The 19,826-nt window shown below is 65.8% G+C and carries 15 protein-coding genes; 5 read left to right on the top strand and 10 right to left on the bottom strand.

The annotated features are described in order from the left end of the window. Window positions 1-2: 2 nt before the first annotated feature. From ftsX to rhlB, 3 genes are all read right to left on the bottom strand, one after another. Complete coding sequence (gene ftsX / locus OZ10_RS11460) at window positions 3-953, bottom strand: permease-like cell division protein FtsX (protein WP_039564930.1); 951 nt, start codon at window positions 951-953, stop codon at window positions 3-5. Next, window positions 950-1,636: a cell division ATP-binding protein FtsE gene (gene ftsE, locus OZ10_RS11455; RefSeq protein WP_003484499.1), complete on the bottom strand. Its 687-nt coding sequence runs from the start codon at window positions 1,634-1,636 to the stop codon at window positions 950-952. Before ftsE ends, ftsX begins: the two co-directional genes overlap by 4 nt. 76 nt (window positions 1,637-1,712) lie before the next feature. After that, the gene (gene rhlB, locus OZ10_RS11450) at window positions 1,713-3,434 is read right to left on the bottom strand and encodes an ATP-dependent RNA helicase RhlB (RefSeq protein ID WP_039564927.1); all 1,722 of its coding nucleotides are present in this window, start codon (window positions 3,432-3,434) and stop codon (window positions 1,713-1,715) included. Between the two features lie 197 nt (window positions 3,435-3,631). Here rhlB and trxA point away from each other — a divergent pair, with 197 nt between their 5' ends. Together trxA and rho are read left to right on the top strand one after the other, a co-directional pair. Then, window positions 3,632-3,973 (top strand): thioredoxin TrxA, encoded by a 342-nt coding sequence (trxA, locus tag OZ10_RS11445; protein WP_039405310.1) that lies wholly within the window; start codon window positions 3,632-3,634, stop codon window positions 3,971-3,973. 220 nt (window positions 3,974-4,193) lie between these two features. Beyond that, on the top strand, window positions 4,194-6,032 hold the full coding sequence (gene rho / locus OZ10_RS11440) for a transcription termination factor Rho (RefSeq protein ID WP_039405312.1): 1,839 nt from the start codon (window positions 4,194-4,196) through the stop codon (window positions 6,030-6,032). 131 nt (window positions 6,033-6,163) lie between these two features. Here the strand turns inward: rho and aceK are convergent, their stop codons facing one another. After that, window positions 6,164-7,903 (bottom strand): bifunctional isocitrate dehydrogenase kinase/phosphatase, encoded by a 1,740-nt coding sequence (gene aceK, locus OZ10_RS11435; protein WP_039564925.1) that lies wholly within the window; start codon window positions 7,901-7,903, stop codon window positions 6,164-6,166. After that, complete coding sequence (locus OZ10_RS11430; protein ID WP_039564924.1) at window positions 7,900-8,847, bottom strand: LysR substrate-binding domain-containing protein; 948 nt, start codon at window positions 8,845-8,847, stop codon at window positions 7,900-7,902. The genes aceK and OZ10_RS11430 overlap by 4 nt, the downstream gene beginning before the upstream one ends. A 102-nt stretch (window positions 8,848-8,949) precedes the next feature. Here OZ10_RS11430 and OZ10_RS11425 point away from each other — a divergent pair, with 102 nt between their 5' ends. Next, entirely contained in the window at window positions 8,950-9,210 is a 261-nt protein-coding gene (locus OZ10_RS11425; RefSeq protein WP_039564922.1) for a hypothetical protein, read from the top strand. Between the two features lie 73 nt (window positions 9,211-9,283). On the opposite strand, the gene OZ10_RS11420 is transcribed toward OZ10_RS11425, so the two are convergent. From OZ10_RS11420 to OZ10_RS11400, 5 genes are all read right to left on the bottom strand, one after another. After that, on the bottom strand, window positions 9,284-11,515 hold the full coding sequence (locus OZ10_RS11420) for an NADP-dependent isocitrate dehydrogenase (RefSeq protein ID WP_039564921.1): 2,232 nt from the start codon (window positions 11,513-11,515) through the stop codon (window positions 9,284-9,286). 352 nt (window positions 11,516-11,867) lie between these two features. Beyond that, a complete protein-coding gene (locus OZ10_RS11415; protein ID WP_039405342.1) occupies window positions 11,868-12,428 on the bottom strand; it encodes a RodZ family helix-turn-helix domain-containing protein in 561 nt (186 codons plus the stop codon). Window positions 12,429-12,509: 81 nt separating this feature from the next. Then, window positions 12,510-12,803 (bottom strand): LysM peptidoglycan-binding domain-containing protein, encoded by a 294-nt coding sequence (locus OZ10_RS11410; protein ID WP_039564919.1) that lies wholly within the window; start codon window positions 12,801-12,803, stop codon window positions 12,510-12,512. 102 nt (window positions 12,804-12,905) lie between these two features. Continuing rightward, window positions 12,906-13,721, bottom strand: a complete 816-nt coding sequence (gene queF, locus OZ10_RS11405) for an NADPH-dependent 7-cyano-7-deazaguanine reductase QueF (RefSeq protein ID WP_039405349.1) — start codon at window positions 13,719-13,721, stop codon at window positions 12,906-12,908. A 176-nt stretch (window positions 13,722-13,897) separates the two neighbouring features. Next, window positions 13,898-15,214 (bottom strand): M20 family metallopeptidase, encoded by a 1,317-nt coding sequence (locus OZ10_RS11400; RefSeq protein ID WP_039564916.1) that lies wholly within the window; start codon window positions 15,212-15,214, stop codon window positions 13,898-13,900. 257 nt (window positions 15,215-15,471) lie between these two features. On the opposite strand from OZ10_RS11400, the gene OZ10_RS11395 reads away from it, so the two are divergent. After that, on the top strand, window positions 15,472-16,710 hold the full coding sequence (locus OZ10_RS11395) for an efflux RND transporter periplasmic adaptor subunit (RefSeq protein ID WP_039405354.1): 1,239 nt from the start codon (window positions 15,472-15,474) through the stop codon (window positions 16,708-16,710). A gap of 99 nt (window positions 16,711-16,809) precedes the next feature. Beyond that, window positions 16,810-19,826 (top strand): efflux RND transporter permease subunit (locus OZ10_RS11390; protein WP_039564914.1); only part of this gene is annotated, 3,017 nt, incomplete at its 3' end.

Below are 19,826 nucleotides of genomic sequence, written 5' to 3'. Positions count from 1 at the left end.
CCTCAGGTCTCAGTGGGACGGGTCTGGCGAAGGAAATGGCCGGTCACCAGCCAGGCGCCCAGCCAGCCCAGCACCAGGGTGCCGATGAGCACCATTACAGAATGCAGCAGATCCAGCCCGTGCAGCGTAAACGAACTGCCATAGCTGTCGGCCAGGGTCGCCAGCGGCGCACGCAACGCCAGGCCCGAGGCGGCAATCAGCGCCAGCGCCACAGCGCCAGCGCCCAGCCCGTACCACGCGCCCAGGTACAGGAAGGGGCGACGGATGAAGCCATCGCTGGCGCCGAGCAGCTGCAGCACGCCGATCTCTTCGCGCCGCGACTGGATGTCCAGCCGCACGGTGTTGCCGACCACCAGCACCGCACCGATGCCAAGCAGGGCCGACAGCACCTGTACCAGGCGCTCGCCGAAGTGCAGCCAGCCATCCAGGCGCTTGCGCCATAGCGCGTCGTGCTGCACCTGGTCGGTTTGCGGCAGCGCCTGCAGTGCGCCGGCCAGCTGCGCGTCGTCGGCCGTGTCGGCGGGCGTAACGATCAGCAGCGTGGGAAGCGGGTTTTCGCCCAGCGCTTCGGCAGCTTCATCGAGCTTGGCGCTCTCACGCAACTCGGCCAGACCCTGTTCGGGGGTGCGCAGCGTGACCTGCGCCACATCCGGGCGGGCTCGCAGCTCGGTGGCCAGCGCCTGCGCGGCCTCGGCCGCGACATCGACCTTCAGGAACAGATTGATCTCGCGCGATTGCTGCACGCTGCCGGCCAGCAGCTTGACGTTGTCCAGCGCGATCGACAGCCCCAGCGGCAAGGCCAGCGCCAAGGCCATCACCACGATGGTCAGCAGCGTGGCCCACGGCTTGCGCATGGCGCGGCCCAGGCTGAAGGCGATGCTGTGCAGATGGTGGTCGATCCAGACGCCGAAGCGCGACGGTGCCACCGCTTCGATATTGGCAAGCTTGCTCATTCGGCCAGGTCCTGCGGCGAAATGTCGTCGACCAGGCGGCCGTGGTCCAGGATCAGCACGCGCTTGCGCATCTGCTTGAGCAGCGCCAGGTCGTGGCTGACCACCAGCACGCTGGTGCCGCGCGCAGGAAGCTCGGCAAATAATTGCATGATTTCGGCCGCCAACGCCGGGTCGAGATTGCCGGTGGGCTCGTCGGCCACCAGCAAGCGCGGCTCGCCGACGATGGCGCGGGCGATGCCCACGCGTTGCTGCTCGCCCGCCGACAGTTGCGATGGCAGGGCTTTTTCGCGATGGGCCAGGCCGATGCGTTCCAGCGCCGAGCGCACGCGCTTGCCGATCTCGGCGCGGCGGGTGCCGCGCAGGATCAACGGCAACGCCACGTTCTCGGCAATGCTGCGGTCGTTGAGCAGGCGGTGGTCCTGGTAGACCGCACCCACCTGACGCCGATGCAGCGGAATCTGCCGGCCGCGCACCTTGAGCAGGTTGCGCTCACCCAGCAGCACCGCGCCCTGGCTGGGCCGCTCGCTGAGGTGGATCAATTTGAGCAAGGTACTTTTGCCGGCGCCGGAGTGGCCGGTCACGAACAGCATCTCGCCATCGGCCACCTCGAAGCTGACATCAGTCAGCGCCTGGTGGCCCCCGGCGTAGTGCTTGCTGACGTTGTCGAAACGCAGAACGGTCATCCGGCGATTATGCCGGAGCGCCCGTGCCTGCGTCGCATCGCCGCGTAACGGCGATGCGATTGCAGCGAAGCGATCGTCAGTTGCCCGAGACCAGCGACCGCAGGCGGCGACCGATGCGGCTCAGCAGCGACGGGCTGCCGGCCGGCTTGGCTGCGGCGCGCACCGGCTTGGCGACCACCTGGGTCGGCTTGCGCGGGGCAGCAGGTGCGGGCACCGGCGTGGACGCGACCGGCTCGGCACCGTCGACCGGACGGCCGTTGCGACGACGGCGACGCTTGCGCGGTGCACGCTCGGCATCGGCCGCGATGGTGGACGGCGCGTCCACCGCTGCAGCGGCAACCACCGGTGTTTCGCTTGGTGCAGCCGTCGCAGGCGCCTGCCCTTCCACACGTGGCTTGCGGCGCGGACGCGGCTTGCCGTCGGCACCGGCGCTGGCGCCATCGCGGCGACCGCCACCACTGCCGCTGCGCGAACCGCCGCCGGGACCACTGCGCCCGCCACCGCGACGCTGTTCTTCGGCGGCACGCTGCTCGCGCGCTTCGCGGAAGATCGTGCCCACGCTGTCGCCAGCGTCGTCGTCGGCCTCTTCGCCTTCCACCGGCACGCGTGCTGCGCGCGGCAGCGGGGTCAACAGCTCGGTGGTCACCGGTTCGACCGGGATCTTCTGCTCGATGTAGGCCTCGATATCCGGCAGGCTCATCGCATAGCGCTCGCAGGCGAAGCTGATCGCATCGCCCTCCTCGCCCAGACGCGCGGTGCGGCCGATGCGGTGCACGTAGTCTTCGGCGTCGAACGGCAGGTCGTAGTTGTAGACGTACTTGACCCCGTCGATATGCAGGCCGCGCGCGGCCACGTCGGTGGCGACCAGGATTTCGAGCTGGCCCTTCTGGAAGCGGTTGAGCAACGACTCGCGCTTCTTCTGCGGCACGTCGCCCGACAGCACACCAACGCGGTAGCCATGGCGCTCCAGGGTACGCGCCACGCGCTCGACGAACGCCTTGGTGTTGACGAACACCATGGTGCGCGCGCCTTCGCTACGCGACAGCAGACCCAACAGCAGCGTCTGCTTCTCTTCGTCGGACGGGAAGTAGATGCGCTGGCGCACCCGCGCCGCGGTGATGGTCTCGGTCTCGACGACGAGCTTTTCCGGCTCGTTCATGTGCTCGTAGGCCAGCTCCAGCACGCGGTGGCTGAGCGTGGCCGAGAACAACAGCGTCTGACGGGTGCCGCGCTCGGGCATGCGCCGCAGCAGAAAGCGGATGTCCTTGATGAAGCCCAGGTCGAACATGCGGTCGGCTTCGTCCAGCACGCAGATCTCGCAGGCATGCAGCGAGACCACCTTGTGCTGCTTGACGTAGTCGATCAGCCGGCCCGGCGTGGCGATGATCACGTCCACGCCCTGCTGCAGCAGCTCGCGCTGCTTGTCGTAATCCACCCCGCCGTAGACCAGCGCAAAACGCAGCCCCAGGTCGGCGCCGAACTTGACTGCGTCCTTATGGATCTGGATCGCCAGCTCACGGGTGGGCGCCAGGATCAGCGCGCGCGGATCTTCCGGCTTGCGGTCGGCCAGCGCCGGGCGGATCAGCAGGCGGTTCATCACCGCCACCAGGAATGCCAGGGTCTTGCCGGTGCCGGTCTGGGCCTGGCCGGCGACATCGCCGCCCGGCAGCGCGACCGGCAGGGTCAGCGCCTGGATCGGGGTACAGCGGGTAAATCCGGCGCTCTCCAGCCCGGCGATCAGCGCCGGATGCAGGTCGAACGAGGAAAAGGTCAAATCGGTCAGCGGTTTGTCGCTCATTATTCCGTCTTCGTAAGGCGCCCTGGGCAGCCCGGGCGCGGCTTGCATCGATGCCGACAGCGTCGCAAACTGCGGCAGTTGTGGCGGACAGCGCGGCTTCAGGACTGACACTTGATTCAGTCGCGCAATGCCCCAGTTTAACGCAATGTGGCGGCCTGCCCGATCGGGTGGGCCGTTTGGTTTCCAGGAGACCCAACGTGAGCGACAAGGTTCAACATGTCGGCGATGCCGACTTCGAGACAGCTGTACTGCAATCCGGCGAACCGGTCCTGGTGGATTTCTGGGCCGAATGGTGTGGCCCGTGCAAGATGATCGCACCGGTGCTGGACGATCTGGCCGATACATACCAGGGTCGGCTCAAGGTTGCCAAGGTCAACGTGGACCAGAACCGCGCCCTGGCCATCAAGTACCACGTGCGCTCGATCCCGATGCTGTTGCTGTTCAAGGACGGAGAAGTCCAGGCCAGCCAGATCGGGGCGGTTGGCAAGGGCCAGCTGACCCAGATGATCGACAAGACCCTGGGCGGCGCGGCCGCCTGAGTGAGCGGGCGTCCAGCGATGGGCGCCTGCCGTGGTAGGCCGGCAGTTAAATCCGGCCAAGGCCGATGCTTGCGCGGTTGCGCGCCACGGTGATAGTGTCAGTTGGTCCGGCACACGTTCGTGCGCCGCCGTACCCCTCTAGAACCCTCTTCTAGACTCCCATCTACCAATAGTTCGCCCCCCCAGCCGGGCGCTCGCACCTTAGCGAGGAATCACGCACTTGTCCGATCATCCTTCCTCCGATACCGGGAGCAGCGTCGACGCTCCCGTCGAGAAGCGCGTGCGCAAGCCGCGCGTGAGCAAGACCGCCGTCGCCCATGACGATGCCGGCGCGCAGCAGCCCAACCTGCCCTTGCCCGCCAGTCCCGCACCCGACGCGCCACGCCCTCCGCAGGCACCGTCGCCCGCTGCCGAATCGGCACCGGCGCAGACGTCCAGCGATGGCGCAGGCACCAGCAGCGCCTCCAGCGCCAGCCAGGGCAGCGACAGCCACGGCGAGCCCCGCGAGGGCGGCCAGTCGCAGCAGCAGCGCTTCAATCAGGCGCAGCAACAGCAGAACCAGAATCAGGCGCAAAGCCAGGGCCAGAACCAGGGCCAAGGTCAGAATCAGGGCGGCCAGAATCAGCAGGGCCAGGGGCAGAACCAGCAGGGCAATCGCCGCGACCGGTTCCGCAACCGTCGCGACCGCGGTCCGCGCGACCGCTTCGGTAATGAAGGCGGCGGCATGCCGTCCTCCGACGGTAGCAACGAGCCCTTCATCGCGCGTCCGCATCCGGCCGTGCCAGAAGGCTTCCCGGTCTACTCGCTGAGCGACCTCAAGCGGATGCCGGCGCAGAAGCTGCTGGATATCGCCGACCAGCTCAACATCCAGGAAGGCGTGGCGCGCGCGCGCAAGCAGGACGTGATCTTCGCCCTGCTCAAGGTGCTGACCCGTCATGGCGAAGGTGTTGCCGCCGACGGCGTGCTGGAAATCCTGCCCGACGGCTTCGGTTTCCTGCGTGCGGCCGAAGCCAGCTACCTGGCCGGCCCCGACGATACCTATATCTCGCCCAGCCAGATCCGCCGTTTCAACCTGCGTACCGGCGATCATCTGTCCGGCCGTATTCGTTTCCCGAAGGATGGCGAGCGCTATTTCGCGCTGTCGATCGTGGACACCATCAACGGTGAGCCGCTGGAAGCGAGCAAGAACAAGGTGCTGTTCGAGAACCTGACCCCGCTGTTCCCGCGTCGCCGCTTCCGTCTGGAGCGTGGCGATGGCTCCACCGAGGACATCACCGGCCGCATCCTGGATCTGATGGCGCCGCAGGGTAAGGGTCAGCGTGCGCTGATCGTCTCCCCGCCCAAGGCCGGTAAGACGATGATGATGCAGCAGGTGGCCACGGCCATCACGACCAATCATCCCGAAGTGCACATGATCGTGCTGCTGATCGACGAGCGCCCGGAAGAAGTGACCGAAATGCAGCGCACCGTGCGCGGCGAGGTCATCTCCTCCACGTTCGACGAGCCAGCTGCGCGCCACGTGCAGGTTGCCGAGATGGTGATCGAGCGGGCCAAGCGCCTGGTCGAGCACAAGAAGGACGTGGTGATCCTGCTGGACTCCATCACCCGCCTGGCGCGCGCCTATAACAACGTGGTGCCCAGCTCCGGCAAGGTGCTCACCGGTGGTGTGGACGCCAATGCGTTGCACCGCCCCAAGCGCTTCTTCGGTGCGGCACGTAACGTGGAAGAAGGCGGCTCGCTGACCATCATCGCCACGGCGCTGGTGGAAACCGGCAGCAAGATGGACGAGGTGATCTACGAAGAGTTCAAGGGCACCGGCAACAGCGAAGTGCATCTGAACCGCCGTATCACCGAAAAGCGTGTGTACCCGGCCATCGACATCAACCGCTCGGGCACGCGCCGCGAAGACCTGCTGATCGAGCCGGAGCTGCTGCAGAAGATCTGGATCCTGCGCAAGCTGCTGCACCCGATGGACGAAATCGCGGCGATGGAATTCCTGCTGGACAAGATGAAGACCACCAAGTCCAACGACGAGTTCTTCAGCTCGATGAAGCGCTGATTCCGGTCTGCGTCAACGAGAAGAAAAGCCCCGCATTGCGGGGCTTTTTGTGGGCGTGCTGCCATTGCGTGGCGACAACGAGCATCGACAATGCCCGCCCATTTCAGGACCGGTCGATGCAGACAGACGCATCACGCCAGCCTGCGCGACTCCGCGTAGGGCGGCGTGTCCGGGTAATCGTCTTCGCGCAGCCGGGCCTGCAGGTTGCGCCACCATTGCGGGTCGAACAGCTCGGGGTGGATGTGCTTGACCGCTTCCAGTTGCGAGGGGGGTAAACCCATGAACAAGGCGAAACGTTCGGGGAAGACGTCGCGCGGGCCGACGTGGAACCAGGGCTCGGCGGCCATCTGTTCTTCGTAGGTGGTGGGCGCGGGCCAGTCGCGGAACGTGCATTCGGTGATCAGGCACAGCTCGTCGTAGTCATAGAACACCGCGCGCTGGTGCCGGGTGATGCCGAAGTTCTTCAACAGCATGTCGCCGGGAAAGATGTTGTTGCGCGCCATGTCCTTGATCGCCTGGCCGTAGTCCAGTGCGGCCGCATGCGCGGCCTCGGGCAGCTGTTCGCGCAGGTACAAATTGAGCGGGCGCAGGCGCCGTTGCACGTAGCACAACGCGATCAGCACATCGTCGCCATCTTCGCTCAGGCTCATCGCGCAGCTGGTCTGAAGCTCTTGCAGCAGCGCCGGTGAAAAGCGCGCTTTGGGAAACCGCAGAAACCGATATGGCTGCGCATCGAGCAGGCGGCCGATGCGGTCGAGCTGGAATACCAGCTCGTATTTGCCTTCCACCTGCGCGCGGCTCATGGTCTTGGGATAGGCAAAGCGGTCGCGAATGAGCTTGAACACCAGCGGATAACTGGGCAGCGTAAACACGACCATGACCATGCCGGGCGTGCCGTCGGCATGCACCAACTGCTCGGACGGCTGCGCCTGGAAATGACTGAAGAACGTGCGATAGCGTTCGGTCTTGCCCTGCTTGGCACGGCCCAGCATCGTGTACAGCTCGTCGACCGGCTTGTGGGTGAGCAGGCTGCGCAGGAACACCACCGCATCGCCTACCGTCGACAGGTCGGCCTGAAAATAGCTGCGCGAATTGCTGAACAATTGCGCGACATCACTGCGCCGGGTCAGCACCGCTTCGGCGCGCAGGCCGGCATCGTCGTTGATCAAGGCGATCACGCACGGCGAAAAGCGATGTTCGCCGAAGACGCGCCCGACCAGATAGGCGCGGCGCTCGCGATAGAACACCGTCTCCAGCAGCTCCACGCTGCGTACCGGATGCTCGCCCCAGTGCGCAAGGTCGTCGAGCAGGCGCACTGCGATGGCGGCCGCGCAGCGGGTGCGATGCGCATACGGCACGGCGAATGCGTAGTCCCCCAGCACCCGCACCAGCATGTCGGTCAATCGGCCTGGTGAGACCGCATAGGTGTGCCGCGCCACCGGCACGGTAATGGCATCGGTGGGCTCGATATCCAGCGCAATGAACTCGATGTCGGCGTCCACGCCATGGGTGCCGAAGTAACGCCGGGTCAGGGTGTTGTAGAAGGTCTTGTACAACTCCTGATCGATCAACCCGCTCAGCAACGCGGCGTAATGATCGCGCGCGCGCATCCATAGCGCACGGTCGTGCGCCTGGCCCAGCAGTACTGCACGCAAACGCAGCATGCATTCGGCGATGTATTGATCGTAGAGCGCGATGCGTGCAACTGCGTCGTCGCGCGCGCCGCTCCAATCGCGTGTTTCGAACCGCTGTTTGGCGCGAGCGGTGATCCCGGAAAACCGCGCGTGATAGTCCTCGAACGCTTCATACACGGCCTGGGCGATCGCCAGCGCGCGGCGCTCGGATTGCGGCGGCAACAGTAGGTGGCTCATGGTTGCACTGTCCTTGTGCGCTTGCGGCCACGCGCGGCAAGTGGCGCGGCGGTGGCCTGTTGCGCGTGCGCGGCGTGCTCGCGCGCCTGGCCCTGTAGCCAGGTACGAAATGCGAGAAACCCGCCATGCGTACTGGAACGCGGCGGATACACCAGGTAATGCGACCAACTGGTCTTGAGCCGATGCGTGGACAGCGCCACCAGTTGGCCCGACGCCAGCAACAGGCGCGCACGCGTCACGCGGCCCAAGGCAACGCCGACGCCATCCAGCGCAGCGCGGTGGTGCGCCTCCGATTCGTCGAGCACGGCGACATAGCGCCGCGGCGCATCGCCGCCGAACGCGGCAAACCAGCGCAACCAGGCATCATCCGGGTCGCCCAGCAATGGCCAGTGGTGCAATGGCGGCGCCTCCACGCCGCCCATGCGCCCAATCAGCGCCGGGCTTGCCATCGGCACCAGCCATTCGTCGAACAAGGGTTCGGCGATGACGCCCGCCCATTGCCCGGCACCGATGCGCATGGCGGCGTCCACCTGCTGCTGGCGTTCGAAATCCACCAGTCGCTCGCTCGACAGCAGGTTGATTTCGATGGTGGGATGGACCACCAGGAATTCGCCCAGCCGCGGCACCAGCCAGGCCGACGCCATCGACGGCGTGATGCTGAGCGTCAGCGTGTCTTCGCGGCGCGCACCGAAGGGCTCGAACGCTTCGGCAATCGCATCCAGATGCGGTGCGATGCGATCGAGCAACTGCTGGCCCTGCGGTGTCGCGGTGACGCCACGCGCATGCCGCTGCAGCAGTGGATACCCCAGCCGTTGTTCAAGCGCGCGCATCTGATGACTGAGCGCGCTGACGGTGAGATGCATTGCGCTTGCGGCGCGCGACAGGTTGCCCAGGCGCACCGCGCTGACGAAACCCTGCAATGCGTGAAGCGGAGGACGCGCCATGGCCAACCCTTGAATAGGATTCAACACTCACTTGCAAAAGCATCGCTTTTACGCCCCCTAGCCTGCACCTACTGTGGGTTTCACTCAAGTGGAGGCCAGGGCATGCGCATCTTTACCGACTTGTTGTTCCAGCACGGCCACATTGCCGACGCGGCGCTCGCTCGATGCCTGGCAGAAGCCGACGCGCCAGTTGAATCGGTTGAATCGGTTGAGTCCGTGGAATCAACGACGCCCCTCGCGCCGACAGTGCAGGACACCCAGCTGACGGCCGAAGCACGACAGCGCCTCCGCCGCGAACGGCGTATGGCGCGGCTCAGCCGACGCTTGCTTCGGACCATGACGGCGCTGTCGCCGTTCCGTTGAAACGACAAAGCCCGCCTCTGACGAGACGGGCCTTGATGGCAGCGTGCTCCGCACCGACAGGCGGTGCGGGGACTCAGGCCTTCAGCGTCGCCAGCACATCGTTGAAGGTCTTGCTCGGGCGCATCGCTTCGCTGACCTTGGCCAGGTCCGGATGGTAATAACCGCCGATGTCCACCGGCTTGCCCTGCGCGCCGTTGAGCTCGGCCACGATGGTGGCTTCGTTCTCGGTCAGGGACTTGGCCAGCGGTGCGAACTTGGCCTGCAAGGCGGTGTCTTCGGTCTGCGCGGCCAGGGCCTGCGCCCAGTACATCGCCAGATAGAAGTGGCTGCCGCGATTGTCGAGCTCGCCCACCTTGCGTGCCGGCGACTTGTTGTTGTCCAGGAACTGGCCGTTGGCAACGTCCAGCGCCTTGGCCAGCACCGTGGCCGACGGGTTGTCGTAGCGGTTGCCCAGGTGTTCGAGCGAGGCGGCCAGGGCCAGGAATTCACCCAGCGAATCCCAGCGCAGGCAGTTCTCCTCGACGAACTGCTGCACGTGCTTGGGCGCCGAGCCACCGGCGCCGGTCTCGAACAGGCCGCCACCGGCCATCAGCGGCACGATGGAGAGCATCTTGGCGCTGGTGCCCAGCTCCATGATCGGGAACAGGTCGGTGAGGTAATCGCGCAGCACGTTGCCGGTGACCGAGATGGTGTCCTGGCCCTTGCGGATGCGCTGCAACGAGAAGGTGGTCGCTTCCACCGGCGGCAGGATGCGGATATCCAGGCCGTTGGTGTCGTGATCCTTCAGATACGTCTCGACCTTGGCGATCACCTGCGCGTCGTGCGCGCGCGCCTTGTCCAGCCAGAACACCGCCGGCGTCTCGCTCAGGCGCGCACGCTCCACGGCCAGCTTCACCCAGTCCTGGATCGGCGCGTCCTTGACCTGGCACATGCGCCACAGATCGCCGGCTTCTACCGCGTGTTCGAACACCGTCTTGCCGTTGCCATCGGTGACCTTGACGGTGCCGGCGGCGGCCATCTGGAAGGTCTTGTCGTGCGAGCCGTATTCTTCGGCCTTCTGCGCCATCAACCCCACGTTGGGTACCGAGCCCATGGTGGCCGGATCGAACGCGCCGTGCGCCTTGCAGTCGTCGATCACCGCCTGATACACGCCGGCGTAGCAGCGGTCCGGAATCACCGCCTTGGTGTCCTGCAGCTTGCCGTCGGCATTCCACATCTGGCCGGAATCGCGAATCATCGCCGGCATCGATGCGTCGACGATCACGTCGCTGGGCACATGCAGGTTGGTGATGCCCTTGTCCGAATTGACCATCGCCAGGCCTGGGCGCTGTGCGTATTCGGCCTGGATATCGGCTTTGATCTGCGCCTGCTGGTCTTCCGGCAGCGTGCCGATGCGTGCGTACAGATCGCCGATGCCGTTGTTGGGATCGAAGCCGACCGACTTGAGCGCATCGGCATGCTTGCTCAGCGTGTCCTTGTAGAACTCGCCGACCACCACACCGAACAGCACCGGGTCGGAGACCTTCATCATGGTGGCTTTCAGATGCACCGAGAACAGCACGTTCTTGGCCTTGGCATCGGCAATCTGCGCGTCGATGAAGCTGGCCAGCGCGCGCTTGCTCAACACGGCGGCATCGACGATTTCGCCGGCCTTGACCGCCACCTTGTCTTTCAGCACGGTGCTGCTGCCATCGGCAGCGACAAATTCGATCTTCAGGCTGCCGGCCTCGGCCAACGTGGTGGACTGCTCGCTACCGAAGAAATCGCCGGAATCCATGTGCGAAACGTGCGACTTGGACTCGCCACTCCACTTGCCCATGCGGTGCGGATGCTTGCGGGCATAGTTCTTCACCGACAGCGGCGCACGGCGGTCGGAATTGCCTTCGCGCAGCACCGGATTCACCGCGCTGCCCTTGACCTTGTCGTAGCGCGCCTTGATGTCTTTCTCCGCGGCATCCTTGGGCTCGTCCGGATACGCCGGCAGTGCATAGCCCTGCCCTTGCAGTTCCTTGATCGCGGCCTTGAGCTGCGGCACCGATGCGCTGATGTTGGGCAGCTTGATGATGTTGGCTTCCGGCGTGGTGGCCAGTTCGCCGAGCTCGGCGAGGTCGTCGGCGATTTTCTGCTGCTCGCTCAGGTGCTCGGGAAACAGCGCCAGGATACGGCCTGCCAGCGAGATGTCGCGCGTCTCGACCACGATCCCGGCGGTGTCGGTGTAGGCATCGATGATCGGCAGCAGCGACTGCGTGGCCAGAAAGGGAGCTTCGTCAGTGAGCGTGTAGAGGATCTTCGGTGTCTTCGACATGAGGTGCGATGGCTCTTGTGGTCGGGAGGAGCGCCGACGTCCGGCGATGGCGAGGTTGGCGTGCGCGACGGGGGTCGGTGATGGCACGCCGATCGGCCAGCGCAATGAACGCGGCATTGGATCAGCACCGCATTGTCGCGTCTGAGCCGCGCCCGGGTAAAGCGACCACGGGCGGACGCTTCATCCCGTCACGTGGCCAATGGGATGGATGCAGCTGTAACAAATGCGCCGTGCATGGAAAAGGCGCGACCTTGCGGCCGCGCCCTGTCTGAATGTCCTGCAGAACCGGGAGTCTGCTACGAACGTGTGCAATACAGCGCTGCACACCATCCGATGCCTCAACCAGCGCCGCTTACTTGACGGTGATGGTCTGCGGATTGCCGGCAGGCTTACCATCCACCATCACCTGCGCGGTGTAGGTGCCGGCCGGCCAGCCATCGGGCTTGCTGAAGCTGAGATTGGTGGTCTCGGCCCCGGACGTGGTCAAGGTGGCGTTCTGTTCGCCCGCTACCTGACCATCCTGATAGGTGAGCTTGGCCGATACCGGCACGTTGCTCGCACTGCCGTCGGTCTTGACCGAGACGATGATGGTGTCCTTGGTGCCGATGTTGGCAGATGGCGTCACCGTCTTGTCGGCGGCTGCCTTGGTTCCTACCGCAACGCTGGAAACGGTGACGGCAGCGCCGGTGCCCGCTGCGGTATCGGTGCTCGCCGCGCCGGTCGCGCTGCTCTGCCCGGCCTGGTCGCTGGCTGGCGGCGTCGCGGCCGGGCCCGGCATGGCGTCGGTGGCAGCGCCGGAGGTGGGATCCTTCGACACGTTGGAATCGTCGTTGGCTTCCTTACGGCAGCCCGACAAGGCCAGGACGCCGGCAAGGGCGAGCACGAGGGAGCTGGAAACGGCTTTGCTACGCATGGATCGTTCTCCAAAGAGCCAATGGTGGTGGCGAATGACTCGCCTTGTCTAAAGCGAATGCATGAATGACACGGCGGCTGCTCAAGCCTTCGGTGGCAGGTGCAGCACTTGGCCCGGGAAGATCTTGTCCGGATCCTTGAGCGTTTCGCGGTTGGCTTCGAAGATACGCGGCCACAATGCACCGTCACCCAGGTGACGTTTTGCGATGCTGGAAAGCGTGTCGCCTGCCTGCACGGTGACCGACTCGTCGACCAGCTGCGCCGTGCTTTGCACGCTGGTGCGCACGTTGGAAAAATCCGCTGCCGGCGTTACCTCGGCCGTGCTGTCGACCGATGCGGTGACATTGGAAAAATCTGCTTTTTTATCGGCGCTCATTGCTGCAACTCTTGTGCCTCATGATGGCTGCAGGGTGCGCGGGCGGCTGTTAAGCGTGGATCGCGCCACCGTGAAGCCGGCGCGATCCTGTGCAGACGCGACTTACTGGCGCAGGTCGCGGAAGATCGACAGCGGTGTTGGCACGCTGGGCGAGCTACGCAGCGGGCTGATGTCCAACCCACCACGACGTGTATAACGCGCTTCCACCACCAGCCATTCGGGTGCGCAACGGATCAGCACGTCATTGAAGATGCGCTCCACGCACTGCTCATGAAACTCGGCGTGGTCGCGGAAACTCACCAAATACCGCAGCAAGCCTTCGCGATCGATCGGCGCGCCGCGATAGCGCAGCGTAACGCTGGCCCAATCCGGCTGGCCGGTGACCGGGCAATTGGATTTGAGCAGCGCGGAGGTCAGCACTTCGTCCACCGCAGCGCCTGCGTGCGCACGCAGATAATCGGCATTGGGCGGGCCGTAGTCGTCGATGCTCACATCCAGCGTGTCGATCGACTCACCCTCGCCCACCGCATCGATCGGCGGCAGCCCGAACTCCACCGATACATCGGCACCGGCGCGCGTGGACAGGTCGGTGGCGATGCGTGTGCGCACCGCTTCGGCGCTATTGAAGCGGGTGGCATTGAGGGAGTTGAGATACAGCTTGAGCGACTTGGATTCGATCAGCGATGGCGAATCGCAAGGCACATGCACGGTGGCCGTGGCCACGCACGGCTTGCCTTGCGCATCGAGCCAGCTCAACTCGTAGGCATGCCAGCGATCACGGCCGATGAACGGCAGTGCGCCGGTCAGCCCGATTGCTTGGCGCCCGGCCGCACGCGGAATCGGAAACAGCAAGGACGGGTCGTAGCCGCTCGGGTAGGCAACCTCACGACCAAGGGTGGAATCTTCTGGGGTATTCATGCCGCCATTTTAGGCCGCACGGGCTGGCCGTGAGGTGTATGGCGGCCGCTGGAACACCGAGCCGACGAAAGGAGCAGCTGACCTCTTCACGCAGCCCATCGCCCTACTTGATCGCCAACGGAGTGGGGAGTCGCGCAACTGCACCCAATTCCCCATTCCCATTCCCCATTCCCGATTCAGCCCGCCTCACCCTGACGCAGATAATCCAGCGACACCTGCAACAGCGCACGCAAGCCCACATCCAGCGAGGACTCATCCAGCAGGAACTGCGGCGAATGGTTGCTGGGCGCGGTGGCCGGGTCGATGCCCTTGGCGGTGGAGCCGACGAAGAAGAACATCGACGGCACCTGCTGGGCATAGAACGAGAAATCTTCCGCGCCCATCTGCAACGGCGGCTCGTACACATTCTCTGCGCCCACCACGGCCTGCAGGCTGGGCAGCATCCTGGCGGTCAGTGCGGGGTCGTTGATGGTGGCCGGGTTGCCGGGCTGGTCCGGCACCTGCGCCTGGACCTTGGCGCCATGGGCAGCGGCGGTGTGTTCGGCCACGTTCTTGAGATCGGCAAAGATCTGCTGGCGCATGCCCTCGTCGAAGGTGCGGATGGTGCCGACCATGTCCACCTCGTCGGGGATGATGTTGTAGCGGATGCCGCCCTTGATCGCGCCGAAGCTGAGCACCGCCGGCTGCTTGGACAGGTTGGCGCGGCGGCTGATCACCGTCTGCGCGGCGCCGATCATATCGGCGCTGGCCACGATCGGGTCGATGCCGTTCCAGGGCGCCGAGCCGTGGGTCTGGCGGCCGATCATCTTGATCGCAAACCGGTCCGAGGCCGCCATCAGCGGGCCGCTGCGCACCGCGATCTTGCCGGCCTGCACGCTGGAGAACACATGCAGGCCGAACACCGCCTGCGGCTTGAAGTCGGCGAACAGGCCTTCCTTGAGCATCAGCGAGGCACCGCCTTCCTCGTTGCCGGGCGCGCCTTCTTCGGAGGGCTGGAAGATCAGCATCACTTCGCCGGGCAGCTGCTCGCGCATGCCCACCAGCGCTTCGGCCACGCCGAGCAGGATGGCGGTATGGGCATCGTGGCCGCAGGCGTGCATCACCCCGACCTGCTCGCCGCGGTACTCGGCGGTGGCCTCGGAGGCGAACGCCAGCCCGGTCTGCTCTTTCACCGGCAACGCGTCCATGTCCGCGCGCAGGGCGATCTTCGGGCCGGGCTTGCCACCCTTGATGATGGCCACCACGCCGTGATGGGCGATGCCGGTGCGCGGCTTGAGGCCCAGCTTGCGCAGCTGCGCGGCCACGGTGGCGGCGGTGCGCTCCTCGCGGTTGGACAGCTCCGGGTGCTGGTGGAAGTCGCGGCGCCATTGCACCACCTTGGCCTGCAGCGGGGCGGCGGCGGCCTGAACTTCGGGCCGTTGCGCAGTCTGCGCGGCGGCAAGCATGGGCAGGGCGAGCAGCAGCGCGCTGGTCAGCAGGCGGGAGTGGCGCATCGGCAATCCTCTCAAGGTGGTTGCTTAATGTAGTGCAGGTGCGCGCCCGATGGGCTGCAGTGGGGCCCGATTCAGCCCGGCGGTCAACCACCGCAGCCGTGGCGCGTTGCCGCTGCAGTGCCTCCATGACCGTTGCGGTCGTTTCGCCGGCCGAGCCGTTACTTCAGTAACGCTCAATTGGTGGAACGCAACGATATGCTGCGCACAGCCGCCCCACGGTCGCACCACGCGCCCGGCCCGCCATCAGGAGTTGTCGCATGTCGCGTTTTTGGAAGATCACACTGCTGGTTGTAGCGGTGCTTGTCGTGGTGTTCGTCGCAATGCGGATGATGGGTGGGGGCAACCAGGGCAAGCGCGCGGGCGCGCCGGACGGCACCGGCACCGAAAACAGCGGCCCGGTGCCGGTGACGGTGGTGGCCGCCACCACCCAGGATGTGCCGGTGTATGCCAGCGCGTTGGGCACGGTGACCGCGCTCAACACGGTTACGGTCAGCCCGCAGGTGGGCGGCCAGCTGATGAGCCTGAATTTCAAGGAAGGCCAGGAAGTGAAGAAGGGCGAGGTGCTGGCGCAGATCGACCCACGCACGCTGCAGGCCAGCTACGACCAGGCGCTGGCGGCCAAGCGCCAGAACCAGGCGCTGCTGGCGACCTCGCGGGTGAATTACCAGCGCTCCAACGACCCGGCCTACAAGCAATACGTCTCGCGCACCGATCTGGACACCCAGCGCAACCAGGTGGCGCAGTACGAGGCCGCCGTGGCCGCCAACGATGCGCAGATGCGCTCGGCGCAGGTGCAATTGCAGTTCACCCGCGTCACCGCGCCGATCGACGGCATCGCCGGCATCCGTGGCGTGGACGTGGGCAATATCGTCAGCACCAGTTCCACCATCGTGACGCTGACCCAGATCCGCCCGATCTACGTGTCCTTCAACCTGCCCGAGCGCGAGCTGCAGGCGGTGCGCAGCGGCCAGGCGGCGGCACCGCTGGGCGTGGCGGCGCTGGACCGCGGCGATGCGCATGTGATCAGCGGCGACGGCAAGCTGGATGTGATCGACAACCGCATCGCTGCCGACAGCGGCACCTTCGGTGCGCGCGCGATCTTCGACAACACCGACAACGCATTGTGGCCGGGCCAGTTCGTCAACGTGCGGCTGCAGCTGCGCACCATCTCCGGCGGCACCGTGGTCCCGACCCAGGCAGTGCAGCGCGGCCCGGATGGCGATTACGTGTACGTGGTGGGCAACGACAACACCGCACAGATGCGTACCGTGGTGCAGGGCGTGGAAGTGGATGACAGCCATGTGCAGCTCACCAAGGGGCTCAAGCCCGGCGAGCGGGTGGTGACCGAAGGCCAGTTCCGGCTCAAGCCAGGCAGCAAGGTCAGTGCGCTCAAGCCGGGCGAAACCCCGCCGGAGCCCACCGAAGCCGAACTCAAGGCTGCCCAGAACAAGCAGGAGCGCGGCGGCGGCGGCCGTCGCGGCGGCGGCCCGCGTTGATGCCGGCCTGACCGCTGGCGACGGGCCTGCCCCGTCGCCGGTGCGCGTCGGCGCCGTGTGCGCCGGCATCGATTGACGTCTTCAGCAAGGACACCCCCCGTGGGCTTTTCGACCATCTTCATCCGCCGCCCGATCGCCACCTCGTTGTTGATGGCGGGCGTCCTGCTGCTGGGCATCCTGGGCTACCGGCAGTTGCCGGTCTCGGCGTTGCCGGAAATCGACGCGCCCAGCCTGGTCGTGACCACCCAGTATCCCGGCGCCAACGCCACCACCATGGCCTCGCTGGTGACCACCCCGCTGGAGCGCCAGTTCGGGCAGATCTCCGGGTTGCAGATGATGACCTCCGACTCGTCGGCGGGATTGTCCACGATCATCCTGCAGTTCTCGATGGACCGCGACATCGACATCGCCTCGCAGGACGTGCAGGCCGCGATCCGCCAGGCCACGCTGCCCTCGTCGCTGCCGTACCAGCCGGTCTACAACCGGGTCAATCCAGCCGATGCGGCGATCCTCACGCTCAAGCTCACCTCCGATTCGCTGCCGCTGCGCGAGGTCAACCGCTACGCCGATGCGATCCTGGCCCAGCGCCTGTCGCAGGTGCCGGGCGTGGGCCTGGTGTCGATCGCCGGCAACGTGCGCCCTGCGGTACGCATCCAGGTCAATCCGGCGCAGCTGTCGAACATGGGTCTGACCATGGAGTCGCTGCGCAGCGCGCTGACCCAGACCAACGTCAGCGCGCCCAAGGGCTCGCTCAACGGCAAGACCCAGTCCTACAGCATCGGCACCAACGACCAGCTGGTGGACGCGGCGCAATACCGCGACACCATCATCAGCTTCGCCAACGGCCGCCCGGTGCGGCTGGCCGATGTGGCCAAGGTGGTCGACGGGGTGGAGAACGACCAACTCGCCGCCTGGGCCGATGGCAAGCCGGCGGTGCTGCTGGAAATCCGCCGCCAGCCCGGCGCCAACATCGTGCAGACGGTGGAGCAGATCCGCAGCATCCTGCCGCAGTTGCAATCGGTGCTGCCGGCCGACGTGCATCTGGAGGTGTTCTCCGACCGCACCGAAACCATCCGCGCCTCGGTGCACGAGGTGAAGTTCACCCTGGTGCTGACCATCGCGCTGGTGGTGGCGGTGATTTTCGTGTTCCTGCGCCGGCTGTGGGCCACCATCATTCCGTCGGTGGCGGTGCCGTTGTCGCTGGCCGGCACCTTCGGGGTGATGGCATTTGCGGGCATGTCGCTGGACAACCTGTCGCTGATGGCGCTGGTGGTGGCCACCGGCTTCGTGGTCGACGATGCGATCGTGATGATCGAAAACATCGTGCGCTACATCGAACAGGGCAAGAGCGGGCCGGAAGCGGCGGAGATCGGTGCCAAGCAGATCGGCTTTACCGTGCTGTCGCTGACCGTGTCGCTGGTGGCGGTGTTCCTGCCGCTGCTGCTGATGCCCGGTGTCACCGGCCGGCTATTCCACGAATTTGCGTGGGTGCTGTCGATTGCAGTGGTGATCTCGATGCTGGTGTCGCTGACGCTGACGCCGATGATGTGCGCCTACCTGCTCAAGCCCGATGCGCTGCCCGAAGGCGAGGACGCGCACGAGCGCGCCGCAGCCGCCGGCAAGACCAACCTGTGGACGCGCACCGTCGGCACCTACGAGCGCAGCCTGGACTGGGTGCTGGCGCATCAGCCGCTGACCCTGGCGGTAGCGATCGGCGCGGTGGCACTGACCGTGGTGCTGTATGTGGCCATTCCCAAGGGCTTGCTGCCCGAGCAGGACACCGGCCTGATCACCGGCGTGGTGCAGGCCGACCAGAACGTGGCGTTCCCGCAGATGGAGCAACGCACCCAGGCGGTGGCCGCGGCGCTGCGCAAGGACCCGGCGGTGACCGGCGTGGCCGCCTTCATCGGTGCCGGCACCATGAACCCCACCATCAACCAGGGCCAGCTGTCGATCGTGCTGAAGACACGCGGCGACCGCGATGGGCTGGATGAGGTGCTGCCGCGCCTGCAGAACGCGGTGGCCGGCATCCCCGGCGTGGCGCTGTTCCTCAAGCCGGTGCAGGACGTCACCCTGGACACGCGCGTGGCGGCCACCGAATACCAGTATTCGATGTCGGATGTGGACAGTACCGAACTGGCCACCTGGGCCGGGCGCATGACCGAGGCGATGCGCAAGCTGCCCGAGCTGGCGGATGTCGACAACAACCTGGCCAACCAGGGGCGTGCACTGGAACTGAGCATCGACCGCGACAAGGCCAGCATGCTCGGCGTGCCGATGCAGACCATCGACGATACCTTGTACGACGCGTTCGGCCAGCGCCAGATCTCCACCATCTTCACCGAGCTCAATCAGTACCGGGTGGTGCTGGAAGTGGCGCCGGAATTCCGCAGCAGCACCGCGTTGATGAACCAGCTGGCGGTGGCCAGCAATGGCAGCGGCGCGCTGACCGGCACCAATGCCACCAGCTTCGGCCAGGTGACCTCGTCCAACTCGTCCACGGCCACCGGTGTGGGCGCGCAGAACACCGGCATCGTGGTCGGCGCCGGCAACATCATTCCGCTGGCCGCGCTGGCCGAAGCCAAGGTCACCAACACGCCGTTGGTGGTGAGCCACCAGCAGCAGCTGCCGGCGGTGACCATCTCGTTCAACCTGGCGCCGGGGCATTCGCTGTCGCAGGCGGTGGCGGCAATCGAGAAGGCGCGCAAAGATCTCGAGATCCCCAGCCAGGTGCATGCGCAATTCGTCGGCAAGGCGGCCGAATTCACCGGCAGCCAGACCGACATCGTGTGGCTGCTGCTGGCGTCGATCGTGGTGATCTACATCGTTCTGGGCGTGCTGTACGAAAGCTACATCCACCCGCTCACCATCATCTCCACGCTGCCGCCGGCCGGCGTCGGTGCGTTGCTGGCCCTGATGATGTGCGGGCTGAGCCTGTCGGTGGACGGTATCGTCGGCATCGTGCTGCTGATCGGCATCGTCAAGAAGAACGCCATCATGATGATCGACTTCGCCATCGACGCACGCCGCGAAGGGGCGAACGCGCACGATGCGATCCGGCGCGCCTGCCTGCTGCGCTTCCGCCCGATCATGATGACCACCGCCGCCGCCATGCT

It is taken from the genome of Xanthomonas cannabis pv. cannabis (assembly GCF_000802365.1).
GTDB lineage: Bacteria > Pseudomonadota > Gammaproteobacteria > Xanthomonadales > Xanthomonadaceae > Xanthomonas > Xanthomonas cannabis.
The sequence above is the reverse complement of the archived record's forward strand: the minus strand, read 5'-3'. Positions and strand labels throughout refer to the sequence as shown.

Bases quoted from the DNA above. Each gene is read 5' to 3' on its own strand.
- aceK (WP_039564925.1), bottom strand. From the start codon at position 7,903: ATGAGCCACCTACTGTTGCCGCCGCAATCCGAGCGCCGCGCGCTGGCG.
- OZ10_RS11415 (WP_039405342.1), bottom strand. From the start codon at position 12,428: ATGCGTAGCAAAGCCGTTTCCAGCTCCCTCGTGCTCGCCCTTGCCGGC.
- ftsX (WP_039564930.1), bottom strand. From the start codon at position 953: ATGAGCAAGCTTGCCAATATCGAAGCGGTGGCACCGTCGCGCTTCGGC.
- OZ10_RS11420 (WP_039564921.1), bottom strand. From the start codon at position 11,515: ATGTCGAAGACACCGAAGATCCTCTACACGCTCACTGACGAAGCTCCC.
- ftsE (WP_003484499.1), bottom strand. From the start codon at position 1,636: ATGACCGTTCTGCGTTTCGACAACGTCAGCAAGCACTACGCCGGGGGC.
- OZ10_RS11395 (WP_039405354.1), top strand. From the start codon at position 15,472: ATGTCGCGTTTTTGGAAGATCACACTGCTGGTTGTAGCGGTGCTTGTC.
- OZ10_RS11410 (WP_039564919.1), bottom strand. From the start codon at position 12,803: ATGAGCGCCGATAAAAAAGCAGATTTTTCCAATGTCACCGCATCGGTC.
- rhlB (WP_039564927.1), bottom strand. From the start codon at position 3,434: ATGAGCGACAAACCGCTGACCGATTTGACCTTTTCCTCGTTCGACCTG.
- queF (WP_039405349.1), bottom strand. From the start codon at position 13,721: ATGAATACCCCAGAAGATTCCACCCTTGGTCGTGAGGTTGCCTACCCG.
- OZ10_RS11400 (WP_039564916.1), bottom strand. From the start codon at position 15,214: ATGCGCCACTCCCGCCTGCTGACCAGCGCGCTGCTGCTCGCCCTGCCC.
- OZ10_RS11425 (WP_039564922.1), top strand. From the start codon at position 8,950: ATGCGCATCTTTACCGACTTGTTGTTCCAGCACGGCCACATTGCCGAC.
- OZ10_RS11430 (WP_039564924.1), bottom strand. From the start codon at position 8,847: ATGGCGCGTCCTCCGCTTCACGCATTGCAGGGTTTCGTCAGCGCGGTG.